Annotated in this window: 26 protein-coding genes; 14 read left to right on the top strand and 12 right to left on the bottom strand. The window is 63.2% G+C overall.

Annotation, left to right across the window (positions count from 1 at the left end; genetic code table 11):
• Positions 1-162 precede the first annotated feature (162 nt).
• Positions 163-444 carry a BolA family protein gene (locus ACSQ3G_RS17590; protein ID WP_038549763.1) on the bottom strand — a complete coding sequence of 94 codons (282 nt, stop codon included), beginning with the start codon at positions 442-444 and terminating at the stop codon, positions 163-165.
• A gap of 102 nt (positions 445-546) precedes the next feature.
• On the opposite strand from ACSQ3G_RS17590, the gene ACSQ3G_RS17585 reads away from it, so the two are divergent.
• From ACSQ3G_RS17585 to ACSQ3G_RS17570, 4 genes are all read left to right on the top strand, one after another.
• Positions 547-1,173: a J domain-containing protein gene (locus ACSQ3G_RS17585; RefSeq protein WP_436110948.1), complete on the top strand. Its 627-nt coding sequence runs from the start codon at positions 547-549 to the stop codon at positions 1,171-1,173.
• A gap of 61 nt (positions 1,174-1,234) precedes the next feature.
• Positions 1,235-2,227, top strand: coding sequence for a cobaltochelatase subunit CobS (gene cobS / locus ACSQ3G_RS17580; protein ID WP_038546380.1), 993 nt, complete (start codon positions 1,235-1,237; stop codon positions 2,225-2,227).
• Positions 2,228-2,241: 14 nt separating this feature from the next.
• Positions 2,242-4,137 carry a cobaltochelatase subunit CobT gene (gene cobT, locus ACSQ3G_RS17575; RefSeq protein WP_436110947.1) on the top strand — a complete coding sequence of 632 codons (1,896 nt, stop codon included), beginning with the start codon at positions 2,242-2,244 and terminating at the stop codon, positions 4,135-4,137.
• Positions 4,100-5,137: an esterase-like activity of phytase family protein gene (locus ACSQ3G_RS17570; RefSeq protein ID WP_436110946.1), complete on the top strand. Its 1,038-nt coding sequence runs from the start codon at positions 4,100-4,102 to the stop codon at positions 5,135-5,137. The genes cobT and ACSQ3G_RS17570 overlap by 38 nt, the downstream gene beginning before the upstream one ends.
• A 27-nt stretch (positions 5,138-5,164) precedes the next feature.
• Here ACSQ3G_RS17570 and ACSQ3G_RS17565 read toward each other — a convergent pair whose 3' ends face one another.
• Together ACSQ3G_RS17565 and rpmB are read right to left on the bottom strand one after the other, a co-directional pair.
• Complete coding sequence (locus ACSQ3G_RS17565) at positions 5,165-5,803, bottom strand: queuosine precursor transporter (RefSeq protein WP_436110945.1); 639 nt, start codon at positions 5,801-5,803, stop codon at positions 5,165-5,167.
• Positions 5,804-5,919: 116 nt separating this feature from the next.
• Positions 5,920-6,219: a 50S ribosomal protein L28 gene (gene rpmB, locus ACSQ3G_RS17560; RefSeq protein WP_037081685.1), complete on the bottom strand. Its 300-nt coding sequence runs from the start codon at positions 6,217-6,219 to the stop codon at positions 5,920-5,922.
• Between the two features lie 250 nt (positions 6,220-6,469).
• On the opposite strand from rpmB, the gene ACSQ3G_RS17555 reads away from it, so the two are divergent.
• Genes ACSQ3G_RS17555 through ACSQ3G_RS17545 form a run of 3 tightly spaced genes read left to right on the top strand, consistent with a single transcriptional unit; the run spans position 6,470 to position 8,855 of the window.
• Positions 6,470-7,243, top strand: a complete 774-nt coding sequence (locus ACSQ3G_RS17555) for a DUF3108 domain-containing protein (protein ID WP_436110944.1) — start codon at positions 6,470-6,472, stop codon at positions 7,241-7,243.
• A gap of 35 nt (positions 7,244-7,278) precedes the next feature.
• Complete coding sequence (gene yddG / locus ACSQ3G_RS17550) at positions 7,279-8,166, top strand: aromatic amino acid exporter YddG (protein ID WP_436110943.1); 888 nt, start codon at positions 7,279-7,281, stop codon at positions 8,164-8,166.
• A 35-nt stretch (positions 8,167-8,201) separates the two neighbouring features.
• Positions 8,202-8,855 (top strand): lysoplasmalogenase family protein, encoded by a 654-nt coding sequence (locus tag ACSQ3G_RS17545; RefSeq protein ID WP_436110942.1) that lies wholly within the window; start codon positions 8,202-8,204, stop codon positions 8,853-8,855.
• Here the strand turns inward: ACSQ3G_RS17545 and ACSQ3G_RS17540 are convergent.
• Both ACSQ3G_RS17540 and gloB read right to left on the bottom strand, forming a co-directional pair.
• Positions 8,852-9,271, bottom strand: a complete 420-nt coding sequence (locus ACSQ3G_RS17540) for a cupin domain-containing protein (RefSeq protein WP_436110941.1) — start codon at positions 9,269-9,271, stop codon at positions 8,852-8,854. The genes ACSQ3G_RS17545 and ACSQ3G_RS17540 overlap by 4 nt on opposite strands.
• Positions 9,272-10,042: a hydroxyacylglutathione hydrolase gene (gene gloB, locus ACSQ3G_RS17535; RefSeq protein ID WP_436110940.1), complete on the bottom strand. Its 771-nt coding sequence runs from the start codon at positions 10,040-10,042 to the stop codon at positions 9,272-9,274. It abuts the gene before it with no gap.
• Positions 10,043-10,130: 88 nt separating this feature from the next.
• On the opposite strand from gloB, the gene ACSQ3G_RS17530 reads away from it, so the two are divergent.
• From ACSQ3G_RS17530 to ACSQ3G_RS17520, 3 genes are all read left to right on the top strand, one after another.
• A complete protein-coding gene (locus ACSQ3G_RS17530) occupies positions 10,131-10,871 on the top strand; it encodes a class I SAM-dependent methyltransferase (protein WP_105422714.1) in 741 nt (246 codons plus the stop codon).
• A 174-nt stretch (positions 10,872-11,045) separates the two neighbouring features.
• The gene (gene hisC, locus ACSQ3G_RS17525; RefSeq protein WP_436110939.1) at positions 11,046-12,155 is read left to right on the top strand and encodes a histidinol-phosphate transaminase; all 1,110 of its coding nucleotides are present in this window, start codon (positions 11,046-11,048) and stop codon (positions 12,153-12,155) included.
• Positions 12,152-13,081 carry a prephenate/arogenate dehydrogenase family protein gene (locus ACSQ3G_RS17520; RefSeq protein ID WP_436110938.1) on the top strand — a complete coding sequence of 310 codons (930 nt, stop codon included), beginning with the start codon at positions 12,152-12,154 and terminating at the stop codon, positions 13,079-13,081. Before hisC ends, ACSQ3G_RS17520 begins: the two co-directional genes overlap by 4 nt.
• Before the next feature lie 6 nt (positions 13,082-13,087).
• Here ACSQ3G_RS17520 and ACSQ3G_RS17515 read toward each other — a convergent pair whose 3' ends face one another.
• A complete protein-coding gene (locus tag ACSQ3G_RS17515) occupies positions 13,088-14,092 on the bottom strand; it encodes a DUF2125 domain-containing protein (protein WP_436110937.1) in 1,005 nt (334 codons plus the stop codon).
• 54 nt (positions 14,093-14,146) lie between these two features.
• Here ACSQ3G_RS17515 and ACSQ3G_RS17510 point away from each other — a divergent pair, with 54 nt between their 5' ends.
• Complete coding sequence (locus ACSQ3G_RS17510) at positions 14,147-14,683, top strand: gamma-glutamylcyclotransferase (RefSeq protein ID WP_436110936.1); 537 nt, start codon at positions 14,147-14,149, stop codon at positions 14,681-14,683.
• Between the two features lies 1 nt (position 14,684).
• Here ACSQ3G_RS17510 and ACSQ3G_RS17505 read toward each other — a convergent pair whose 3' ends face one another.
• The 4 genes from ACSQ3G_RS17505 to ftsE form a co-directional block, all read right to left on the bottom strand.
• Entirely contained in the window at positions 14,685-15,476 is a 792-nt protein-coding gene (locus ACSQ3G_RS17505; protein WP_436110935.1) for a lysophospholipid acyltransferase family protein, read from the bottom strand.
• Positions 15,477-15,559: 83 nt separating this feature from the next.
• Positions 15,560-16,291, bottom strand: coding sequence for a YdcF family protein (locus tag ACSQ3G_RS17500; protein ID WP_436110934.1), 732 nt, complete (start codon positions 16,289-16,291; stop codon positions 15,560-15,562).
• A gap of 64 nt (positions 16,292-16,355) precedes the next feature.
• Complete coding sequence (locus ACSQ3G_RS17495; protein ID WP_436111736.1) at positions 16,356-17,306, bottom strand: cell division protein FtsX; 951 nt, start codon at positions 17,304-17,306, stop codon at positions 16,356-16,358.
• Positions 17,307-17,406: 100 nt separating this feature from the next.
• Entirely contained in the window at positions 17,407-18,066 is a 660-nt protein-coding gene (gene ftsE, locus ACSQ3G_RS17490; protein ID WP_046605317.1) for a cell division ATP-binding protein FtsE, read from the bottom strand.
• Positions 18,067-18,274: 208 nt separating this feature from the next.
• On the opposite strand from ftsE, the gene ACSQ3G_RS17485 reads away from it, so the two are divergent.
• From ACSQ3G_RS17485 to ACSQ3G_RS17475, 3 genes are all read left to right on the top strand, one after another.
• On the top strand, positions 18,275-18,934 hold the full coding sequence (locus ACSQ3G_RS17485) for a hypothetical protein (protein ID WP_436110933.1): 660 nt from the start codon (positions 18,275-18,277) through the stop codon (positions 18,932-18,934).
• 62 nt (positions 18,935-18,996) lie between these two features.
• Positions 18,997-19,539: a hypoxanthine phosphoribosyltransferase gene (gene hpt / locus ACSQ3G_RS17480; RefSeq protein ID WP_038546323.1), complete on the top strand. Its 543-nt coding sequence runs from the start codon at positions 18,997-18,999 to the stop codon at positions 19,537-19,539.
• A 131-nt stretch (positions 19,540-19,670) separates the two neighbouring features.
• Positions 19,671-20,048: a response regulator gene (locus tag ACSQ3G_RS17475; protein WP_037081707.1), complete on the top strand. Its 378-nt coding sequence runs from the start codon at positions 19,671-19,673 to the stop codon at positions 20,046-20,048.
• A gap of 4 nt (positions 20,049-20,052) precedes the next feature.
• Here the strand turns inward: ACSQ3G_RS17475 and ACSQ3G_RS17470 are convergent, their stop codons facing one another.
• Both ACSQ3G_RS17470 and lysA read right to left on the bottom strand, forming a co-directional pair.
• On the bottom strand, positions 20,053-22,779 hold the full coding sequence (locus tag ACSQ3G_RS17470; protein WP_436110932.1) for a TIGR02302 family protein: 2,727 nt from the start codon (positions 22,777-22,779) through the stop codon (positions 20,053-20,055).
• A gap of 135 nt (positions 22,780-22,914) precedes the next feature.
• The gene (lysA, locus tag ACSQ3G_RS17465) at positions 22,915-24,183 is read right to left on the bottom strand and encodes a diaminopimelate decarboxylase (protein ID WP_436110931.1); all 1,269 of its coding nucleotides are present in this window, start codon (positions 24,181-24,183) and stop codon (positions 22,915-22,917) included.
• Positions 24,184-24,199 lie beyond the last annotated feature (16 nt).

The following is a 24,199-nucleotide window of genomic DNA, read 5'->3' as shown; positions in this document are numbered from 1 at the left end:
CGGCCACCCTCTCCCCGAGGGGAGAGGAGGAGTGGAGACGTCGCGACATATCTTCTTCTCCCCTCGGGGAGAAGGTGGCCCGAAGGCTCGGATGAGGGGGTGCCTCAGAAGAATTCGATTTCAACGTTGGCCAATCGGCCATCCCTTCCTATCTATATCCCGCTACCAGCGCGTCGGTTCGCCCGGTGCCGAGGCTTCCACCGCCAGAGCGTGGAGGCCGGCGTCGAGTTCCGGCTTCAGCAGGGCATTCACCGTCCGATGCCGGTCGAGCCGGCTCATTCCGGAAAATTTTTTCGAAACGATGCGGACCCGCATATGGGTTTCGCCGGTTCCGGTGATGTCGGGTTGATGGCCGGCGTGCTGATGGCTTTCATCGATGACGATCAGCCGTTCCGGCTCGAGATTGTCGGTGAGCGTGATTTCGATTCGGGATTTGACGGACATCGCGGTCTCCGTTGCGACGCAAAAGGGCATCTCACAAACCAGTAAGAAAGGACTTTGTCAATTCTTGCCGCGCCTTCTTCGTCGCCCCATAATGAGGGCCTGATGAAACTAGATTCCAAATATTTCGACCGCATCCGGACGCGCAAGAACAGGCAGCAGGAAGCTGTGCCTGAAGCGCCCACTTGCCAATGGGACGGGTGCGACAAGCCCGGCGTCCATCGTGCACCCGTTGGCCGCAACGCGGAAGGCCAGTTCTTTCTGTTCTGCTTCGAACATGTCAGGGAATACAACAAGGGCTACAACTATTTTTCCGGCCTCTCGGACAACGAGATCGCCCGTTACCAGAAAGAGGCGATCACCGGCCATCGTCCGACCTGGACCGTCGGCGTCAACAAGGCCGCCAAGGATGCCCCGCTTCATTCGACGGCGCGTTCGGGCGCTGCCGGCGCCCAGCAGCGCTTCAGGGATCCGTTCGGCTTCGTGTCCAGTGCGCGGGCGGCCGGCCCCCGTTTCCAGACGCAGGGGCGCAAGCTGAAGACATTGGAAGCCAAAGCCTTCGATACGATGGAGTTGGCGGCCAATGCGTCCGCGGCGGAGATCAAGACCCGCTACAAGGAACTGGTCAAGAAACACCATCCGGATGCGAATGGCGGCGACCGCGGTTCGGAAGAACGTTTTCGTGCCGTCATTCAAGCATATCAGTTGTTGAAGCAGGCGGGTTTCTGCTAAGCCGTAAAAATTATGGCAGTAAGGATGACGGCCGGGCGGCGGCTCGCGCCTTGGAGAGACGATGAGTAAGATTGATCTAGATATTTCCAACCTTCCCGATACCACCGTTTCGGTCAGGGAAGTCTTCGGCATCGACAGCGATATCAGGGTTCCGGCATATAGCAGCGGCGACCCCTACGTACCGGATCTCGACCCGGACTACTTGTTCGACCGCGATACGACGCTCGCCATTCTCGCCGGCTTTGCACATAACCGACGCGTCATGGTGTCCGGCTTCCACGGCACCGGCAAGTCCACCCATATCGAGCAGGTCGCAGCTCGCCTCAACTGGCCGTGCGTGCGTATCAACCTCGACAGCCATGTCAGCCGTATCGATCTCGTCGGCAAGGACGCGATCGTGCTGAAGGATGGCAAGCAGGTCACCGAATTCAAGGACGGCATCCTGCCCTGGGCCTACCAGCACAATGTCGCGCTCGTCTTCGACGAATACGATGCCGGCCGCCCGGACGTCATGTTCGTCATCCAGCGCGTCCTGGAATCCTCCGGCCGCCTGACCCTGCTCGACCAGAGCCGCGTCATCCGTCCTCACCCGGCATTCCGCATCTTCGCGACCGCCAACACGGTCGGCCTCGGCGATACGACCGGCCTTTATCACGGCACGCAGCAGATCAACCAGGCGCAGATGGACCGCTGGTCGATCGTGACGACGCTGAACTATCTGCCGCACCAGAAGGAAGTCGATATCGTCGCCGCCAAGGTCAAGTCCTTCGGTCGCACGGCCGAGGGTCGCGAGACGGTGTCGAAGATGGTGCGCGTCGCGGATCTTACCCGTTCGGCCTTCATCAACGGCGATCTGTCGACCGTCATGAGCCCGCGTACCGTCATTACCTGGGCGGAAAACGCCGAGATCTTCGGTGACATTGCGTTTGCTTTCCGCATCACCTTCCTCAACAAGTGCGACGAACTGGAACGCACGCTGGTCGCCGAACAGTACCAGCGCGCCTTCGGCGTCGAGCTGAAGGAAAGTGCCGCCAACATCGTTCTCGGAGCCTAAGCGGAGACGAGATCATGGCAGGTCGCGGAGACAATTCGAAAGCCAAATCCGGCGGTCCGGTCGACACCGAACCGTTGCGGCGGGCAATTACCGGCTGCGTGCGTTCCATCGCCGGTGACGCGGAAGTCGAGGTCACGTTCGCCAACGAGCGTCCGGGCCTTGCCGGCGAGCGCATCCGCCTGCCGGAAATCTCCAAGCGACCGACGGCCCATGAGCTCGCGGTGACCCGCGGGCTCGGCGATTCCATGGCGCTGCGAATTGCCTGCCACGATACTGGCATGCATGCCAGCATGTCGCCGCAGGGTGCTGACGCACGCGTCGTCTTCGATGCGGTCGAACAGGCGCGCGTCGAGTCGATCGGCGCATTGCGCATGGCCGGCATGGCCTCGAATATCAGTTCGATGCATGCCGAAAAATACTCGAAGGCGAATTTTTCGGGCATCGAACGGCAGGAAGACGCGCCGATCGGCGAAGCGGTCGCCATGCTGGTGCGCGAAAAGCTGACCGGCATCAAGCCGCCGCCGAGCGCGGGCAAGGTGCTGGATCTCTGGCGCCCGTTCATCGAGGACAAGGCGGCCGGCGACCTCGACAACCTCCGAAACGTGATCGAGGACCAGCAGGCATTCGCCAAGCTGGTGCGGCACATGCTCACCTCCATGCAGATGGCGGAGGAGTTTGCCGACGAGGACGCCGAGCCGGAGGAGATGGAAAACCCGGATCAGGATGACCAGCCGCGCAGCAACGAGACCGAGAACGACGAGGTCGAGGAAGAAGCCGGCTCCGACGCCGCACCTGCCGAGCAGAGCGATGCTTCCGACGAGGAAATGGACGACGGCGAGATGGACGGCGCGGAAATGTCCGACGACGACATGTCGGACGACAGCGACGAACATTCGGAAACACCCGGCGAAACCCGGCGGCCCAACAGCCCGTTCGACGATTTCAACGAGAAGGTCGACTACAAGATCTTCACCCAGGAATTCGACGAGGAAATCACCGCCGAAGAGCTTTGCGACGAAGCGGAACTCGACCGGCTGCGGGCTTTCCTCGACAAGCAGCTTGCCCATCTCCAGGGCGCCGTCGGCCGGCTTGCCAACCGCCTGCAGCGCCGCCTGATGGCGCAGCAGAACCGCTCCTGGGACTTTGACCTGGAAGAGGGGTATCTCGATCCGGCCCGCCTGGTGCGCCTGATCATCGATCCGATGCAGCCGCTCTCGTTCAAGAAGGAGCGGGACACGCAGTTCCGCGATACGGTCGTGACGCTGGTCATCGACAATTCCGGCTCGATGCGCGGCCGGCCGATCACGGTTGCCGCCACCTGCGCCGACATCCTCGCCCGCACGCTGGAGCGCTGCGGCGTCAAGGTCGAGATCCTCGGCTTCACCACCAAGGCCTGGAAGGGCGGGCAGGCGCGCGAAAAGTGGCTGGCGAGCGGCAAACCGCCGACGCCCGGCCGCCTCAACGACCTGCGCCATATCGTTTACAAGTCGGCGGATGCGCCATGGCGCCGTTCACGCCGCAATCTCGGCCTGATGATGCGCGAAGGCCTGCTCAAGGAAAACATCGACGGCGAGGCGCTGATGTGGGCGCATAACCGCCTGATCGCCCGCCGCGAGCAGCGCAAAATCCTGATGATGATCTCGGATGGCGCGCCGGTCGACGATTCGACGCTGTCGGTCAATCCCGGCAATTATCTCGAGCGGCACCTGCGCGCCGTGATCGAACAGATCGAGACGCGCTCGCCGGTGGAGCTACTGGCGATCGGCATCGGCCACGACGTGACGCGCTACTATCGCAAGGCCGTGACGATCGTCGATGCGGACGAGCTTGCCGGGGCAATGACCGAGCAGCTTGCCGAACTGTTTGCGGAAAATGGCAGGCAGCAGGGCCGCATGCGACGGGCCAGCTGAGGTTCGCCGCTTGAAACTTTCTCGCCTCGTCGTCTGCGCCGGCCTTTTCGGCGCCATCGCTTCCCCGGTGGCGCCTGCCACCGACAATGTCTCGGTCAGGACGCGGGCTATCACGGAATTCAAGCGCGGTTCGGCGGAGACGCGCTTCGGTTCGCTTGAATTTCTCGGCGGGATAGAATTTTCGTCACCTGATAGCCGGCTTCAGTCGCTATCGAGCATCCGCTTTCGCGCCGATGGCGAAAGGTTCGTGTCGGTGCTCGATACCGGTTCCTGGCTGACCGGCCGCGTTGAACGGGATGCGAAGGGGCGTCTGGCCAACCTCACCGATCTCGCCATCAACCCGATCCTCATCCGTGGCGGCCGGGTCGGCTCGAAATACAATTCGGACGCCGAGGGGCTGGCGCTGCGGGACGGCCAGGCGATCGTCGGCTTCGAGCAGCTGCACCGCGTCGATGCCTATCCCGATCCGGGGTTCGAAACATCGGCGCCTTTGAAGAGCCTCGATCTCCCCATTCCCCGCCACGAGTTCCGGATGAATGCGGGCATGGAGACGGTGGCGGTGTCACCTCAGGCAAGTCCGCTCAAGGGGGCGCCTGTTGCGGTCACCGAGCATAGCCTCGATGACCGGGGCAACCTTTTCGCCGCGATCCTGGAAGGGCCGCTCAAGGGCGTGTTCACGGTGGTGCGGCACGATCCGTTCGACGCGACCGATGGCGCCTTTCTGCCAAACGGCGATTTCCTGCTGCTCGAACGCCGCTTCAGCTTCATCGGCGGCCTCGGCATGCGCATTCGCCTGATCAAGGGCGACAACATCCGACCCGGCGCTGCGGTGGATGGCGACGTGCTTCTCGAAGCCGACATGGGCTATGCGATCGACAACATGGAAGGGCTCGACGTCATCACCGGGCCGGAGGGCAAGCCACATCTGATCCTGATTTCGGATGACAACGGCAATCTGCTGCAGCGTAACGTGATGCTGGAATTCCGCCTGACGCAGTGATGCCAGGCGGAATGTCTGCGCTTGAGTTTAGCGGGCCGGGGCGGCCTGCGGCATCGGCTTCAGCACGTTCATCAGGGCTCCATAGGGCAGGAGAAGAACGACGCCGACCAGGATCTTGACCACGAGGTCGCCGAGCGCCCAGGAGATCCAGCGCGGGGCTTCTGCGGCAAACGCGCCGAGGAGCGGTGCGGACTGGATCGCGAAGTCTTCGTTCGGGCCGATGAAGACGAAGAGCGGGGCGAAGGCCAGCGAGAAGAATAGCAGCGTGTCGAGCGCCGAACCGAGCAGGGAGCCAGCGAGCGGCGCGCGCCACCAGGTCTGGCGGCGGAGCCGATTGAACACAGAGATGTCGAGAAGCTGGCCGACCAGATAGGCGGTGCCCGAGGCGATGGCGATGCGCGGGGCGGAGGCCAGGAACGACAGCGTCACGCCGACGACAAAGCCTGCGAGAACGACGCGTCGGGCGATCGAAGGCCCGAACTGCCGGTTGGCGAGATCGGTCACCAGGAAGGCAAAGGGATAGATAAAGGCGCCCCAGGTCAGAAGATCGCCGAGGGCGATGCCCCAGAACGTGCCGACGACCGGGAACTGGACCAGGAAGTTCGACGCGACAACGACGGCCGCCATCAGCAGGGCATAGATGAAAGTATAGCGTGAGCTCAGCATTTTTTTATCCTGGGTGATGCCACCAGTTGGAGTTCTATGAAGGCCAAGAGAAAAGGCCTGGCCGGTATTACCCGTTCAAGCCTTGTTCAAAGCCGGATGATTTGTCGTCAGGCCGATTAAGCCGCAGCAGCGACTTCAGCGGTCTTCTTGACGATCTGGCGGCGCAGCAGGCGGGCGCGCATCGACAGTTCGGTCTCATCGGACTTCAACAGGAAGGCATCGAGGCCGCCACGATGTTCGACGGAGCGCAGAGCGTGTGCCGAGACGCGCAGGCGATAACGCTGGCCGAGAGCGTCGGAGATCAACGTAACCTGGCACAGGTTCGGCAGGAACCGACGGCGGGTCTTGTTGTTGGCGTGGCTTACGTTGTTGCCGGTCTGAACGCCCTTGCCGGTCAGTTCGCACACACGAGACATGGATACACCTTTGTTCTTCTGCAATCGGATGGTACTTCCGGACAATGCCGGTGCGCCGATCCAACTGGTCCTGAGTGGAAAGTTGCGGTTCTATAGTCAGTGGGGCTCGTCGCGTCAAGCCAAAACCTTGACCTCACCCTAAGAGAATCCGCCGCCAGTGCCGTGAAGCCGCTATTTTCTTGCCATGATGCACCGTCTATATGTCTGCGGGAAGACGCTTTTCGGCGTCCTCATCGGTCAGGGCAAAATCATGAACCTTCGCGGCAGTTTCGTCAGTGCCTTCGTGCTCGTCTTCGGGTTCACGGCCAATCCGCTCGGCTCGGCGGAAATCCGGCATGTCAGCGAATACAATATCTCGCTCGGGATCCTGCCGATCGCCAAGGCGTCTTTTGCCAGCGAATTCAACAGCAGCGACTACAAGATCACCGGAAGGTTCAAATCGGCAGGGATCGTCAACATCATCAGCCGCATCTCCGCCGAAACCAGCGTCAGCGGGCGCATGCAGGCCGACAAGCTGCAGGCCGATCGCTACAACCTCGTCTACAGCACCGGAAAACGCACGCGCATCTACGATGTCGAATACCGCAACGGCAATGTCACCGGGACGACGGTCAAGCCCGAGCCGACCCGCAATCCGGAGACCTGGATCCCCGTGACCGAAAAGGATCTGCGTGCCGTACTGGACCCTTTGAGCGGCCTCATCTTCCCGGGCGACGCCAAGGTCTGCCCCAGCCGGCTGCCGATCTACGACGGTGAGTCGCGCATGGACCTGGTGCTGACGCCGAAGGGCACCAGGCCGTTTTCGACCGACGGCTTCAAGGGCGAGGCGATCGTCTGTTCGATCCGCTACCTTCCGAGATCGGGCTTCAAGCGCGGGCGCAGCGATATCGAATACCTGCGCAAGACGCCGATGGAAATCTGGTTTGCCAAGGCGCAGTCGGTAAATGTATATGCTCCGGTCTATGCCGTCATCCCGACCAGGATGGGGCAGGTTTACGTGACGGCCGTCAAATATGGCGGCTGACTAAAGCGCCCGTCGGGGCGTCCAAGGGGGCAGGGGTGAAAATCCGGGGGACGTTGATCGGTTTTACGGCGATCCTGATGTGGTCGTTGCTGGCCCTGATGACGGCTGCATCCGGAAAAGTGCCGCCATTCCAGATGAATGCGCTCACCTTCGCGATCGGCAGCCTGCCGGGCATCGTGCTGTTCATCGTCAAACCGGAACGGATCGCCCTCCTGAAGCAGCCGGCCAAGGTCTGGATCACCGGCATAGGCGGCCTGTTCGGCTATCATTTTCTCTATTTCACAGCGCTCCGGAACGCACCGGCAGTCGAGGCGGGGCTGATCGCCTATCTCTGGCCGCTGTTCATCGTCGTCGGTTCGGCCCTGCTGCCGGGCGAGAAGCTGCGCTGGTATCACGTGGCTGGTGCTGTCGCCGGGCTTTGCGGCACGATCGCCATCGTTTCCCGCAACGGACTTGCCTTCGACGACGCTTATCTCATGGGTTATGGCGCCGCCTTTCTCTGCGCTTTCACCTGGTCAGGCTATTCGCTGCTGACGCGGCGCTTCGACCGGGTTTCGACCGATGTCGTCACCGGATTCTGCCTCGGTACCTCGCTGCTCTCGCTGGTCTGCCATCTGGCGCTGGAGACGACCGTCTGGCCAGCCGATGGCGGCGAGTGGGCGGCGGTCGTCGGGCTTGGCCTGCTGCCGGTCGGCGCGGCCTTCTATGCCTGGGACTACGGTGTCAAGAACGGCGATATCCAGATCATCGGCGCGGCCAGTTATGCGGCGCCGCTGCTGTCGACGCTGATCCTGGTCGCATCGGGTTTTGCCGAAGCGAATTGGAGCATCCTGCTTGCCTGCCTGCTGATCACCGGAGGGGCGGTGCTGGCGGCGCGGGATATGTTCCGGCCGAAGCCGATTGCGGAAGCCGTGGCCGAATAGGCGTTCCTTAAGGGTCGGGGACGTGGGGGGAAGAGATGTATCTGTTGTTGTGGGCGGTGCTTGCCGTCTCGATCGCGCTTGCGATCCATTATTTCCGCTGGCTGAAAAGGCCGGCGGGCCATCTTCGCGCGGTGCTGAAGATCTTACCGGTCTTGCTGCTTGTGCTCTATGCCGGTCTTTCCGGCGCCCCGGCGCTGCTCGTCGCAGCGCTGGCGCTGGGTGCACTCGGAGACGCCTGCCTCGCCTACGAGGGAGAGCCAGCCTTCGTCGCCGGGCTCGCGGCCTTCCTCGCTTCGCATATTGCCTATGCGGCGCTGTTCTGGCCGTCGATAGAACCGAGCCTGCTTTTCACCTCCGCCTGGCGTTATACGGCGGCATGGATCTTCGTGGTGCTGACGGGCATGACGCTTTTCATGTTGTGGCGGCCTGCCGGACGGCTTGCCATCCCCGTCGCCGCCTATGGGATCGCGATCGTCGCCATGGCGCTTTCAGCGCTGGCGGTGAAGCCGATCCTGCCGGCGGCCGGTGCTGCGCTGTTCGTCATGTCCGACACCGCACTGGCGATCCATAAATTCCTGGTCAAGCCGGATGCGCCTGTCATGGCGAGGTTGAGGCCGTTCGTGTGGGGCACTTACTTCGCGGCACAGCTGATCTTCACGTTGGCGATTGCCGGGCTTCCTTCGGCCTAGGTCGACGGCTCCCAGCCGGGCGGCGCCATCTCGAAGCTCAAAAACTGAAAGCCGGGTGCGACCGTGCAGCCCACCAGCGTGAAGCGGCCAAGCGGTTCCGCTGACTGCCAGGCGTCGGCCGGGACCACGGCCTGCGGTCGTTCTCCTGTGGCAAGGTCTGTTCCGAGCCTCACCTCTTCGACAGTTTCGCCGTTGGAAATCCGCAGCAGCAGGGCATCGCCGGCATAGAAATGCCAGGTCTCCGCTGCGTCGCGAACCCGATGCCAGTGGGAGCGTTCGCCGGCTTCCAACAGGTAATAAATCGCCGTCGAATGGCCGCGCGTGCCGCCTTCGGCGTCCCGAAATGTCTCGACATACCAGCCGCCCTCCGGATGCCGCTGCATGCCGAGCGTGGTGATGATCTTCTCTGGCGTCATTCAGAAATTATCCTTGCGCTTGCGGATTTCGGCAAACACTTCCTCGTTGGATTTGCTCTCCATCAGGAGGTTGCGGCGGATGGCCGGGTCCGATGCGCGCAGGAAGGGATTGGTCTCCTTCTCCAGCCCGATCGTCGTCGGAATGGTGAACTGGCCGGCCGCGCGCTGCGCCTCGATCTCGCTCGCGCGCGCCTGCAGACGCCCGTTTGCCGGATCGACGCTCAGCGCGAACTTCGCATTTGAAAGCGTGTATTCGTGACCGAAATAGACGGCCGTCTCGTCAGGCAGAACGGCGAGCTTCTGCAGCGAATGCCACATGTCGGCCGCCGGGCGTTCGAACAGCCGGCCGCAGCCGAGCGCAAACAGCGTATCTGCCGCGAACAGGATTTTGTCGTCGGGGAAATGGTAGCAGATATGGCCGGCCGTGTGGCCCGGCGTCTCGAGGACGCAGACGAGATGATCGCCGAACTGGAACTCGTCGCCATCCGCCATGGTCCTGTCGAGGCCGGGAATAGCAACCGCTTCGTTGAACGGGCCGATGATCTCCAGCCCGAATTTTTCCTTGAGCGCCAGGTTGGCTTCGACGTGGTCGCCGTGGTGATGGGTGGTGAAGATGTGGGTGATCTTCCAGCCGCGGCGGGCCGCCGCATCGAGGATCGGCTTTTCCTCCGGCGCATCGATCGAGGCCGTCAGGCCGTTTTCCGGATCGTGCACGAGAACGCCGTAATTATCGCTGCGGCATGAAAAAACTTCGAGTTCCAGTGGTCTCATAACATAACCCCATTGCTGAAAGTGTTTTGCGTCACAATGTAGAGACTGGTCCCTTGAAGTCCAACCATCGTCTGGTACCAAATTACGCATGCATACGGATATCGTCGATCTTCGCGAATTCTATCACTCGCCCCTCGGCCACCTTGCAGAGCAGTCGATCACGTTCGCGCTGTCTTCGCTCTGGGCGCGGCTGCCGGAAGAGCGGCTGGTGGGCCTTGGTTACGCGGTGCCCTATCTCGACCGATTCCGCGCCGATACGGAACGCACCTTCGCCTTCATGCCGGCGGGGCAGGGGGCGGTGAACTGGCCGGTCAGCGAGCTTTCCTCGACCGCTCTCGTCTTCGACGAGGAGCTGCCGCTGCCGGACTCTTCCGTCGACCGCGTGCTGATGGTGCATTCGCTGGAATTTGCCGAAAACCCGCGGGAGACCCTGAAGGAGCTCTGGCGGGTGCTGGCGCCCGGCGGGCGGCTGGTCATCGTCGTGCCCAACCGGCGCGGCGTCTGGGCGCGCATGGAACACACGCCGTTCGGCTCCGGCCGGCCTTATTCGCGCGGGCAGCTCACCTCGCTGCTGCGCGAGACCAACTTTACGCCGGGCGCCAGCGCCGAGGCATTGTTCTTCCCGCCGTCGAAGATCCGCGCCGTGCTGAAGCTGCGCCAGGCCTTCGAGCGCATGGGCCGGCGCTTCTGGCCGGTCTTTTCCGGGGTGATCGTGGTTGAGGCCCAGAAGCGGCTCTACCAGGGCCTGCCGGTCGCCGCTCGCGCCTCCCGGCGCGTCTTCGTGCCGGTGCTGGCGCCGCGGGGCGTGCCGACGACGCGGACCCGGTGAAGAAGCGATAGTCCTGCCCTTCGCTTGGCTCAGGGCGTTCGTCATTCGAAACGATTCACGGGATCGTTTCGTCGGCTGCGCCGGCCATTCCTCACCCCTCGACAAAGCCGAAATTCGGCTTTAATCCCACTGGATCACACCCGCCGTTTAAGGCTTTCCAAAAAGGTTGATCCGATGAGCATCGTCACGAGTGAGCCCGTTCCGCGTCCAGGCATCCTGGATATCGCCGCCTATGTGCCCGGCAAGGAACATGCTCCGGGCGTAGCGCGCGTCTTCAAGCTTTCGTCCAACGAGACGCCGCTCGGCGCCAGCCCGAAGGCGATCGAAGCTTTCAAGCAGGCGGCCGGCAATCTCGAACTTTATCCCGACGGTCAGGCGATGGCGCTGCGCGAGGCGATCGCCTCGGTGCACGGGCTCAATGTCGCAAACATCATGTGCGGCAACGGCTCGGACGAGCTGCTGGGCCTGCTTTGCCACGTCTATCTCGGCACCGGCGACGAAGCGATCATCACCGAGCATGGTTTCCTCGTCTACAAGATCCAGATCATGGGCGCCGGCGCCAAGGCGGTCGAGGTGAAGGAGAAGGACTGCACCGTCGACGTCGATGCGATCCTTGCCGCCGTCACCGACAAGACGAAGATGGTGTTCATCGCCAATCCCGGCAATCCGACCGGCACCTACGTCCCGGTCGCCGATATTCGCCGCCTGCATGCCAGCCTGCCGAAGAGCGTCATCCTCGTGCTCGACGCGGCCTACGCGGAATATGTGCGCAAGAACGATTACGAAGCCGGCCTCGAACTGGTGTCGTCCAACAGGAACGTCGTGATGACCCGCACCTTCTCCAAGGTCTACGGCCTTGCGGCGCTGCGCATCGGCTGGATGTATGGCCCGGCCGGCATTCTCGACGCGCTCAACCGTGTGCGCGGCCCGTTCAACATGAACGCCCCGGCGATTGCCGCGGGTGCCGCCGCCATCCGCGACCAGGCTTTCGTCGAAAAGGCCGTCGAGCACAACAATCTCTGGCAGGGCAAACTCACCCATGCGCTGGAGACGATCGGCCTCAAGGTGACGCCCTCGGTCGCCAATTTCGTGCTCATCCATTTTCCGGATGTCGACGGCAAGCGGGCGCCGGAAGCGGACGCCTTCCTCACCAGCCGCGGTTACATCCTTCGCGCCGTCCGCGGTTACGGTTTTCCGAACGCGCTGCGCATGACGATCGGCTCGGAAGAGGCCAATCGCGGCGTCATTGAGACGCTCGGCGAATTCATGGGCAAAAGCGCATGAGCACGCTGCTTTTCGACAGGATCGCGTTGATCGGCATCGGCCTGATCGGCTCCTCGATCGCACGGGACGTCAAGGAACTGGGCCTAGCCGGCGAGGTGGTGATTTCCACGCGCAGCGCTGAAACGCTCAAGCGTGCCGAAGAATTGGCGCTCGGCACGCATTACGTTTCCTCAGCCGCGGACGCGGTGAAGGATGCCGATCTGGTCATCGTCTCGGTGCCGGTTGGCGCGTCGGAAGCGGTTGCAAAGCAGATCGCCGGCAGCCTGAAGCCCGGCGCGATTGTCACGGATGTCGGTTCCACCAAGGCCTCCGTCATCGCGCAGATGGCGCCGCATATGCCGGAAGGCGTGCATTTCATCCCGGGCCATCCGCTGGCGGGCACCGAAAAATCCGGCCCGGACGCCGGTTTTGTCGGCTTGTTCCGGGATCGCTGGTGCATCTTTACGCCGCTCCCGGAGACGGATCCGGTCGCGCTCGACAAGCTGAAATCCTTCTGGATGGCGCTCGGCTCGCGCATCGACGAAATGGACCCTCAGCACCATGATAAGGTGCTGGCGATCGTCTCCCACCTGCCGCACATCATCGCCTACAACATCGTCGGCACGGCGGACGATCTCGAGACGGTGACCGACGCGGAAGTGATCAAATATTCCGCCTCCGGTTTTCGCGATTTCACGCGCCTTGCCGCGTCTGATCCCACCATGTGGCGGGATGTCTGCCTGCACAACAAGGATGCGATCCTGGAAATGCTGGCGCGCTTTTCGGAAGATCTCGCCTATCTGCAGCGGGCGATCCGCTGGGGCGAGGGCGACAAGCTGTTCGAACTCTTCACCCGCACCCGCGCCATCCGTCGGTCGATCATCCAGGCCGGCCAGGACGTCGACGCGCCGGATTTTGGTCGCCACGCGCTCGACGCCAAGAAGTGATCGCGCTCAGATCGGCGGGATTTCGCCGATCTGGATAAAGCCGCCGGCGAACACCTTGCCGCGGTTGATGGTGAGGTCGAGCGACGCGCTCTTGCCGCGGCCGAGCGCGGACAGCATGTTGGCGGCGGTCTTCAGCGTCGGGGCGATCTGCGGAAACGCCTGGCTCAGGCTGTCGCGCCAGGCATCGATCTGTTCGATCCGGAGCTTCAGCTTGCCTGACAGATAACCCTGCTCGTCGAAGGAGAAGGGCCCGGAAACGGTGATCAGCTTGCCATCGCCGAGATCAGCTGAAACGCTGCGCATCCGCCCCTCAGTGCCATAGAGAACGGTTCCGTTCGGATCGGATCCGTCGATCATGCCGGCGCGGCCGGTCAGGGTCAGGTCGAGATTGGCCGTGAACCGCGGCAGAAGCTGCGGCAGGTCCTTCATCACCACATCGGTGTTTTGCAGCGTCATGGCCGCGTCGAGGTCGGTGCCGTTCTGGCGCAGATGGATTTCGGTGTGACCGGCGCTGATATTGAAGGCCTGGCCGGTGGCCGACGACAGGATGTTCGTCCTGGCGTTCTCGACCACCGTCGAGGTGCGCTCCACCCCGCGAAACCGTGTGGTCAGGCTCGACTGGAAATTCTCCCAGGTGGTCGAGACCGAAAGCCCGTGGCCTGTGCGGATCTCGATCGGCGAATCGAGTTCCCAGACGATATGGCCGGGATTATAGACCTGGGCGGCGGACCGCAGGGATCCGAACATTGCGGAAATGCCGTTGGCGCGGTCGTCGACCGAGACCTTCGAGCAGAACAGGCCGATCCGGAACGGGTAGCCGCGATAGTCTGCGTCAGTGCATTCGGCCGAGATGCCGCGCTTTTCCTGGCTGCCGAGCAGGCTCAGCGTCCGCTCCTTCAGCACCGAGGCGCCATAGAACCAGCCGGCCGTATAAAGGGCGATCACCAGCACCACCCCGGAGGCGAGGAGCCATAATTTTCCGCTGACGCCAGTTCGGCTTGACGCTGCCATGATGTTCTCCAATGGTGCTGGGAAGTTGGGGCGGGTCGCTTCGATTGGAATGGTGTGGCGCGGGATATGGACGAATTTTGGGTGTTTGGCTACGGGTCCCTGATGTGGAACCCGGGTTTTGCGTTTGAGGAAAGACTGACCGCACGTGCCTTCGGCTTCCGCCGCTCCCTCTGCGTCTGGTCTCATGTGCATCGCGGCACTCCGGATCGCCCGGGCCTTGTCCTCGGTCTCGACCGCGGCGGCTCATGCCGCGGCGTCGCCTTCCGGGTGAGCGAGGAGAACCGGGTGGACGTGCTTGACTACCTGCGCCGGCGCGAACTGGTCACCAATGTCTATCTCGAGAAAACTTTGCCGGTGGCGCTCGGAGATGGGCGGCAGGCGAGGGCGGTCGGCTATATCGTCGATCGCCATCATGTCCAATATGCCGGCGCGCTCGAGATCGAGCAGGCGGCGCAGATCGTCCGCGTCTCCGCCGGCCAGTCCGGGCCGAACGACACTTACGTGTTCAACACGCTCGAGCATCTCAAGGAGATGGGGATCCGAGATCACTGGCTGGAAGGCGTCGGCGCCGCGGTGGCGGCTGCCATCTGACTTACGCCGCAGTCTGGCCCTTCAGCTCCGCGAGCCGTTTGACCGCCGAGGGCGGCAGCGGCAGGTGCGGATTGGCGGCCACGGTCTCGACCAGCAGCTTGTCGCTTTCCCGCTCCAGCGTCTCGACCAGATGGGCGTAGAAGGCATCCGGATCCATGCCCGGTGCGATCGGCGGCAGGATGCGGACCTTAAAGTGGCCGGGATATTTGATGAGCTTGCGGCGGCCCCAGAACAGGCCCCAATGGGCAACGACCGGCACGACCGGCACCTGCACGTCGCGATAGATACGGGCGATGCCGTAGCGGTATTGCGGCTCGGCGCCCGGCGAGCGGCGCGTGCCTTCCGGGTAGATGATGAGCTGGCGGTTGTTGGCCATCTCCTCCTTCGTCCGGTTCATGACGTCGACCATCACCTTGCCGCGGGCGCCGCGGTTGACCGGGATCATCTTCTGCTTGGCGGCGTACCAACCGAACAGCGGGATCCACATCAGTTCGCGCTTGAGGATATAGACCGGATCCCGCTGCCAGGGCAGGAGTGCCACGGTATCCCAGGCGGATTGATGTTTGGGGGCGAAGATGCAGCCGCCCTCGGGCACGTTTTCCAGCCCTTCGATCTCGAAGGTGGCGCCGACGATCTTTGCCATCAGCCAGTTGCAGGAGGCGGCCCAGGCTTTGGGGATGCGGTAGGCCGCCTTGCGCGGCATCAGGAAATAGATCGGGCTCAGCACGATCATGCGGACGATCAGGTTTGTGTAGAAGGCGATGTTGAAAAGAACCGAACGCACCAGCAGCATGGAAGCTTCCTCTTGGACAGGCGTTGCCTACACGAGATCGGGCGGGGAAAAAAGCGTCGGCTCGTCATCCGGAGGGAAAAGTGTCAGGGCGCGGGCTTTGCCGCTGTCTTCGGCGGGTCTTCGTTGCGCAGTCCCGTACCGCGCTCGATGCCGAACCAGTCGCGGAAGGTGGCGAGCACGACCTTGCCGTATTCCGAAAGCATGGTGCGCAACACGTCCGGCTCGGCGAACCAGGCTTTCCGGGTGAGATCGGAACTGACCACCGGATAGGCAATGAACTCCGTTACCGGATCGGCACGGCGAAGTTCGTGCAGGCTGCGCAGCATGTGATAATTGTTGGTGACGACCAGCACGGACCTGTATCCGTGGTCGTGGATCCAGCGGGTGATTTCGTTGGCATTGCCGATCGTGTCGATCGCATCGTAGCCGATATCGACGCAGCAGGCGAAAAGGTCCGGCGAGGCCTGCGTGACCTTGCGGATCTGGGTCGGGCTGGTGGACGGATGCGCGCCCGAGATCAGCAGGCGCTGGCCGGCTCCGTCCCGCAAAAGCCCGAGAGCCTGCTCGATGCGCAGATAACCGCCGGTCAGGACGACGATCGCATCGGCCTTGACGCCGTCAGGCGTCTTCAGCGACGTCACGGCGTTCGCAAACCACAAAAAACCGCCGAAAAGCAGGGCCAATCCGAGCACGCAGACCATGATGATGCGGCGCGCTGCCCATCGCAGCCGGCTGTTGCGCGAAAACACTCCGCCGAACCACCGCCGCGGGTGGCGCTCCGTTCCATTTTCGGGTGTGGTCGGGGCCGGTGTCATGATTGTCCATAGCCGGAGATTCGTGGCGAGAACAGGGCCAACCTACAGAGGGAAGGAACTCGATTCAAGAAGCTGATAACCCGTCGGATCGCGCCGGATCGGAACGGATCAGGTCGATCTCGTCGATCGTGCGCATCACCGTGAACCGGGCCGTCAGCGTCGTCAGCAGCGCGATCACGATGATCGTCGCGAATATGCCGAGATAACCGCCGGCGCCTATTGTAAAGGAACCGAACAGGGCGCTCGCCTGGTCGCTCTCCGGCGTCGCCAGGGAATTGGCCTGCCACATGTTGGCGATGGCGAATATCGCGGCCGCAAGCGCGCCGCCGGCGGCCGAGCCCTTGATGCTGATCTTCAGGAAATGTTTCTGGAATTCACCGGCCACGAAAGAGCTTTCGGCACCGACGAAATGCAGCACCTCGACGATATGGCGATTGCCGGACAGCGCCCCGCGGGTCGCGAAGATTACCGTCAGGATCATTGCCGTGAAAACCAGGACGAGGACGCCCATGCCGATCAGCACCGTCGTATGGGCCATGGACACCAGGCGGTCCACCCAGGTGCGGTGATCGTCGAGGAAGGCCTGCGGGATTTCGGTCTTCAGGAGATCGCGCATCCCGGCGAAGTCGGGCGGGTTCTGCTCGTCTATGGTGACGATGACGAGGCGCGGCACGGGCAGGTCGGCGAGGTTCAGCCCGGTACCCAGCCACGGCTCCAGAAGCCTTGCGGTCGCGCTTTCGTCCATGATCGTGCCTTCGCGGGTGCCGACGAAGGTGAGTGCCAGGTCGCGGGCCTTCTTCAACGCCGCGTTCATGTCGAGCCCGTCTTCCGGCTTGATCTGGATGGTGATCTCGCGGGAGATCTGACTCTGCCAGCTCGAGGCCGTGGCCCTCACCATGCTCACCGCGCCGAGCGTCAGGCAGGCAAGGAAGGCCATGATGGCAATCACCACCATCAGCGCATTGCCCTGGATGTTGGAGGGCGGCAGGATCGGTGCGGTCGGCCGCACCCGCATCTCGACTCGGCGTGCCTGCTTCTGGCCTGCCGGGTGAACCTGCTGCTCGCTTTCGGGCCTCTGCGATTGGGCGCTCTTCGGCGCTTTCGGGCGGCTCAGCTCATTCATAGATGTCGAGCCGCCCTTCGGTGAGGATCATCCGCCTTGCATCCACCTGGTCCATCAGCGCCAGATCGTGGGTGGCGATGACGACGGCGGTGCCGAGGCGGTTGAGTTCCAGGAAGAGATTGAGGAGCCGACGCGCCATCGGCGGATCGACATTGCCGGTCGGTTCGTCGGCGAGCAGGATTTCCGGCTGGTCCATGAGGGCACGGGCGATCGCCGCACGCTGCTTCTCACCACCCGAGAGGACGGCGGGCAGCACGTTGATACGCTCTCCGAGGCCGACCCATTTCAGAAGTTCGATCACGTCGTTGCGGTAGGAGCTTTCGTCCTTGCCGCGCACGCGCAGCGGCAGCGCGACGTTCTCGTATGTCGTCAAATGGTCGAGCAGGCGGAAATCCTGGAAGACGATGCCGACCCGGCGGCGCAGCATCGGCAGTTCGGCGCGGGGGATCTGCGACAGATCGCGGCCGAACATGTGGATGATGCCGCGGGTCGGATGCAGCGACATGAACAGCAGGCGCAGCAGGGTGGTCTTCCCAGCGCCCGATGGGCCCGTGAGGAACTGGAATGAGCGCTTGGGGATGTCGAAGGTCATATCCCGCAGGATCTCGGGACCCATCCCATAGCGCAGACCAACATTTTCGAAATGAATCAACGGATGACCCAGTCCTCGCTCTTTCGACTCTCTGGTGCCCGTCTATCTCTTAACGACCCGGGTAAACGAACGGTAAATCACGCGCGGAAAAGGGCTAATTTCAGGCCGTATTTGCGAAGCGTTAACCATTTCAATTTACGACTGAGCAGGATTCGATTCAATGCCCGCAATCCCGAACAAAGGGGAAAACGGGCCGAAGAGGGCCCCCATGAGCACGTTTGGCAGCCATCAGGGCAAAACAGCCATCCGGATGGACATCCTGCCGCCGGAACCTTCCATGCGTACGACCCGGGTGAATGCGCGGCGCGGCGAGGTGGTCGACGCCCAGTTCGTCCCGGTTCGCGAGACCTTCCGCAGGGGCCCGGCTCCGCGTTCGCACAACGACAACCGAACCAGGCGTGCGGATTCCGCGGTCGCCGCATCGTCGTTCGCTGAGCGGGTCCTCGCCCGTATAGAGCGTGGCCTGATGCGTCTTTCCGCCGATTTCTTCTCGGCGGTCGTGGCCATCGTCTTCGTCGCCGTTTTCAGCCTTGCGGGCGGCTTCACCTTCCTGTTTGCCGGTTCGTCGACGGCCGAGGCCGGACCGACGCTCGACATCACCCATGTGACGATGACGCCGCAGGATGCCAACGGCATGCGCGTGCTGCTGATCAACGGCATCGTCGAGAACCGCGGCGGCGACAATCGTGCCATGCCGCAGATCCGCGCCGAGCTGATGTCCGGCCAGACGCTCATTGCGACGACGCTGATCACGCCGCCGGCGTCGTCCCTCGAAGGCGGCCAGAGCCGCGGGTTTTCGGCGCGCGTGCCCCACCCCGGTGGAAAACTGCCCGATCTGCGGCTTTCCTTTGCCGAGCGCGGCGCCTAGAGCTTTCTCTTTTCCGGCTGATTGTGGTATCGCGGTTTTTTACGGACACGCAGGAGAACCTCATGCCCGTCGTACGCGGCAAAATCATCGAGCCGCTTTATACCGCCGAACAGATCGCCGAGCGCAACCATGCGATCGCGGCGCAGATCGCCACCGGGCCGACCAAGGATCTGCTGGTCATCGCCATTCTCAAGGGCTCGTTCATCTTCGCCGCCGACCTGTTGCGGGCGTTGCATGACGTGGGTCTGGCGCCGGAAGTCGAGTTCGTCACGCTGTCGAGCTACGGAGCCGGAACCGTTTCGCAAGGGGTGCGGATCGTCAAGGATATCGACAGCGACGTGAAGGATCGCGACGTCCTGTTGATCGACGACATTCTGGAATCCGGCCGGACGCTGAAATTCGCCAAGGAAATGCTCTATGAGCGGGGCGCCCGCAATGTTTCCGTCGCCGTGCTGCTCGACAAGCGCGTCAAGCGCCAGGAGGATCTGGAGGCGGATTACGTCGGTTTCGAATGCCCGGACTACTTCGTCGTCGGCTATGGCATGGATGTCGCCTACGCTTTCCGCGAGCTGCCTTTCGTCGGTGTCGTGACCGGAGACGCCTGACCGATTTGCCTGGCCCGGGCGAGACGAGGTGTTAACCATGTCGGCCCGCAATGGGCCGGCGTTTACTCCTCGACAAGAAAACTCTGTTGATTTGCTTCCCACATAAACAAAACACGGGAGCGATCACCGCAATGGCAAAAATCCTGATTACCGAAGACGAGGATTCGCTCCGCATGTTCGTTGCGCGGGCGCTTCGTCTCGATGGTCATGAGACCCATGAAGCGGGCGACGGCGCGGAAGGTCTCGAAAAGCTGAGCGAAGGGCCCTTCGATCTGCTGCTTTCCGACATCCGCATGCCGGTCATGGATGGCATAGAACTAGTGCACCAGGCGTCGGCCAGGTTCCCGGATCTCAAGATCCTGCTGATGACCGGTTACGCGGAGCAGCGGGAGCGAGCAGACGATCTCGCGGCCAAGGTGATCGACGTGGTGCAGAAGCCGTTCGCGCTGCCCGATATCCGCCGGGCAGTCGCCTCGGCGTTGGCGACCGGAAACTCCCGGGCCGCCTGATCGCTCAGCGAATATCCAGAAGCCGTTCCAGGTATTGCCGCTCCGCTTCGCCGGAGAGCGCATTGCCGAGCTTTTCGCGGATCGCTTCGAGGATTTCCCGGGCACGCTGGACGTCTATTTCGTCAGGCACCTTCACCTGATCGCCGAAATCCGGGCCTGACGTGGCGCGCGGGCGCCCGAGCGGATCGCGCCCGTTCTGGCTGCCCTGGGTCACGTTCTCGCCCGGGCCGCCGCGCTCCTGGCCTTCGCCCTGACCCTGGCCCTGCTGCTGCATGGCCTGCATCATCTGCTGCATCATGTTCTGGGCACCCTGACGCAGCGCGTTGAGCGCATTGCCCTGGCCCTGAACCGCCTGGTCGCCTTGGCCTTCGCCGAGTGCCTTGCCGGCATTGCCCATCTCGCTCTGCGCCTTGCCGAAACCTTCGCCCGGCTGCATGCCGAGGCCCTTGAGCGCCTGCTGCAGCTCTTCCAGTTTCTTGCCGAGGCCTTCCTGCTGGGCGCGGAGGTTCTTCAGCGCTTCCCGAAGCTGCTCCGCGGTCATCTGGTCGCTGTTCTGCTGTCCTTGCTGACCCTGTTGGCCCTGCTGTTGTTGGCCCTGCTGCTGTTGCCCTTGCTGGCTTTGATCGCCGGGTCGCTCGCTGGGATCGCCGCGCTGCATGCGGTCGCGCAGCGCCTGATCCAGCTTGAAGGTCTGGTCCATCAGCCGCTGCTGTTCCTGCATGATCTCGCCGAGCTTGTCGATCTGCTGGCGCATCTGGCCGTTCTGCTGCTGCTGGCCCTGCTGGCCGCGCTGCGGCCTGCCGGCCTGCAGGTTGTTCATCATCCGCTGCAGCTCGTTGAGCATCTGCTGGGCGGCATCGCGATTGCCGGACCGGGCGAGGTTCTCGATCTGGTCCATCATGTTCTGCAGGTCGCGCTGACGGATGACGTTCTGGGACTGCATGTTGTTGGGCGCCTGCGGGGCGTTCTGCATCCGCTGGGCGAGCTCGTTCATGAACTGCTGCATGGCTTCGCGCAGTTCCTGCATCAGCCGGGCGATCTCCTGATCGGACGCCTTGTTCTGCAGCGCTTCGGCGAGATTGCGCTGGGCGTCGCGCAGACGGCGCTCGGCCTGCGACAGGTCGCCATCCTCGATGCCGAGCGCGATCTCCCACAGGTATTCGGCGGTATCCTTCAGCTGCTCCTCGTTGCGGGCGAGCTTCATGCGCTCGAGCGCCGAGCGGATCAGCAGGAAGTGGCTGAGATTAGGGATGGTTTCGTCGGGGCGGATCGCCAGCGCCTCGTTGAGTTCGATGGCGCGGGGCATCTGGTGGGTGTCGAGCGCGAAGACCTGGCGCTCTTCCGCGACTGCGGCTGCGAGCGGCTCGGAGAAGCCGCGCGACGGCAGCACCATTTCATGGGCCGGGCTGCGGCCGGTCTGGCCAGCGCCGTCCCTGGCAACCAAGGTGATCCTGACGCGTTTGCCGGCGAGCGGATGCTCGATCAGGCTGCGGCTCGTCAGGGCCTTGACCTCGCGGCTGTTCTGCCGCGGCAGGTCGAGTCGGTAGTCCGGGGCCGGATAGAGCGGGGTCGCGCCCGGAGCCGGCTGATCGACCGGTTCGATCAGCGCATGGGCTTCGCGGATGCCGTAATCGTCCTTGCCGGTGAAGCCGATTTCGAGCGCGCCGTTGACCGAACGCTTCGGCTGGCCGTCGAAGGCAATTTCCGGCGGTCGGTCGGGGATGACGTCAAAGGCCCAACTCTGGCCGTTGACGGTCAGGCTGCCGCTCTCGGCGACGTTAAGCGCATAGGTGCGGGGCTGCCGCTGCTGGTTGGGCTGCTGCGGCGCGGCCTGCTGAGCCGGTGGCTGCTGGGTGGTCTGCTGCCCCTGCTGGCCGGGGGCGCCCTGCTGCGGTTGCTGCGCCGCCGTTTCCGCCGCCTTCTTGGCTTCCTCGGTGATCAATGTCGACGGTTGCCCGCCGGCCTTCGGGGCGAAGACCACGGCCTCGCCGCCTTCACCGCCGGTGACGCGCACGGTCAGCGCCGAATTCTGCGGGATCGAGACGGCAGCAGTGGTGGTGGTGACCTCGCGGCCGGTCAGGAAGACCGGGGCGCGGCCGGTATAGGACGGCGGCGTCAGCCAGGCGTCGATGCGCAGGTCCGGGTTGATGCTCGGCGCCGGTGGCGCGGGCCGGAAGGCATCGGCCGGAGAGCCGCCGCCGTTCGAAAAGGAATAACCGAGGGCGACGACGAAGACGAGAGCGGGAATGGCACGCAGGGCGAACCGGTCGTGCCGGGCGATATCCGGCTGCGGCAGGCCCGCATCGAGCGCCGCGATGCGCTCAGCCATGCGGATCTGGTGCTCCTTCCAGAGCGCGCGTGAAAAAGGCGTCTCGAAAGCCGGATGGTCGTCCTGGACGCCGACCGGCTGGTGCGGCAGGTTGTTGCGGACTTCGAGAAGCCGATCAGCATCGGCCACTTCCGGCCATCGGAGGCGGCTGAACGGCAGCAGCGCATATACGAAGGCAAAGGCAAAGCCGCCGACCAGGACCCATCGCAGCCAATCCGGAGCGATCCGGAAAATCCCGAACCAGGCAGCCGACAGGAAGAGCGCCGCTATAGCGAGGGGCGCGAGCAGCAGCGGCAAAATCCGTTCGAAAAACAACACGATCCGGGCGAAGGACCGTTTCAGTGCAACGCGGCGCGCAAGCACAGGATGCAATTCGAAGGCACCTTTGCGGATGAAGCTCATGCGGTCCGACTCCAGTCGTGGCGGCGCAAATCAAGCTTTTAAGATAACGATGTTTGTGGCGAAGACGAGGGCAGGGGGCGATCCACCCCCATATTTTCCGGGCTTTCCCGTAAAAGTGAACGGCGCGTTAAAGGTTCAGTCAAGCCATGCGGGCACGGAATCGAGGCCGATGAGCTCTTCGTAGCTGCCGCGCGGGCGCACCACATGGAACTCCGATCCCTTCACCAGAACCTCCGGCACCAGCAGGCGGCTGTTGTAGGTGCTTGCCTGCACGGCGCCGTAGGCGCCGGCGGACGAGACTGCGATCAGGTCGCCGGGCCTGGGTTCGGCCATCTCGCGGTCGAGCGCCAGATAGTCGCCGGTTTCGCAGACCGGGCCGACGACGTCGCCCTTGATGCGCGGCGCATCGGCGGCCGGCACGACGACCGGACGGATCTCGTGATAGGCGTCGTAGAGCGTCGGACGGATCAGGTCGTTCATCGCGCCGTCGACGACCACGAAGGACTTTTCGCCGCCGTCCTTCACGTAGATGACCTCGGTCACCAGAATGCCGGCATTGCCGACGATCAATCGGCCGGGCTCGGTGACGATCTTGCAGTTCAGCGACCGCAGCTGGCGCTTCACCGTCTCCGCATAGGCATCGGGCAGCGGCGGGGGATTGTTGTCCTGGCGGTAGGGAATGCCGAGACCGCCGCCGATATCGAGGTGATCGATGCGGTGGCCGTCAGTGCGCAACGTATCGACCAGTTCGCGCAACAGCCGGAAGGCGTGCTCGAACGGCTGCAGTTCGGTGATCTGGCTGCCGATATGCATGTCGATGCCCTTGACGTCGATGCCATCGAGCGTCGCGGCATGAGCGTAAACGGCGCGGGCACGCTCATAGGCGATGCCGAACTTGTTTTCCTTCTTGCCGGTCGAGATCTTGGCATGCGTGCCCGCATCGACATCCGGGTTGATGCGGAAGGAGACATGCGCTTTTCTGCCGGCTTTCCGGGCGCGCAGGTTGAGGACTTCCAGTTCCGGCTCGGACTCGACGTTGAAGCAGTAGATGCCGGCCGATAGCGCCAGATCCATTTCCTGCACCGTCTTGCCGACGCCCGAGAACATGATGCGGTTTGCCGGAATGCCGGCTGCCAGCGCGCGACGCAGCTCTCCGCCGGAAACGACATCGACCCCGGCTCCGAGCCGGCCGAGCGTCTTCAGCACCGCCTGGTTGGAATTCGCCTTCATCGCGTAGCAGACCATTGCGTCCACATCGGAGAACGCCTTGGCGAAAACCTTGTAGTGGCGTTCCAGAGTGGCTGTCGAATAGACGTAAAAGGGGGTCCCGACCGCCTTGGCGATTTCCGGGATCGGCACGTTCTCGGCGTGCAGCACGCCGTCGATGTAATGAAAATGATTCACGGTAAAACTCGGAAAA

It is taken from the genome of Neorhizobium tomejilense, assembly GCF_964254135.1.
Lineage (GTDB): Bacteria > Pseudomonadota > Alphaproteobacteria > Rhizobiales > Rhizobiaceae > Neorhizobium > Neorhizobium tomejilense.
The sequence above is the reverse complement of the archived record's forward strand: the minus strand, read 5'-3'. Positions and strand labels throughout refer to the sequence as shown.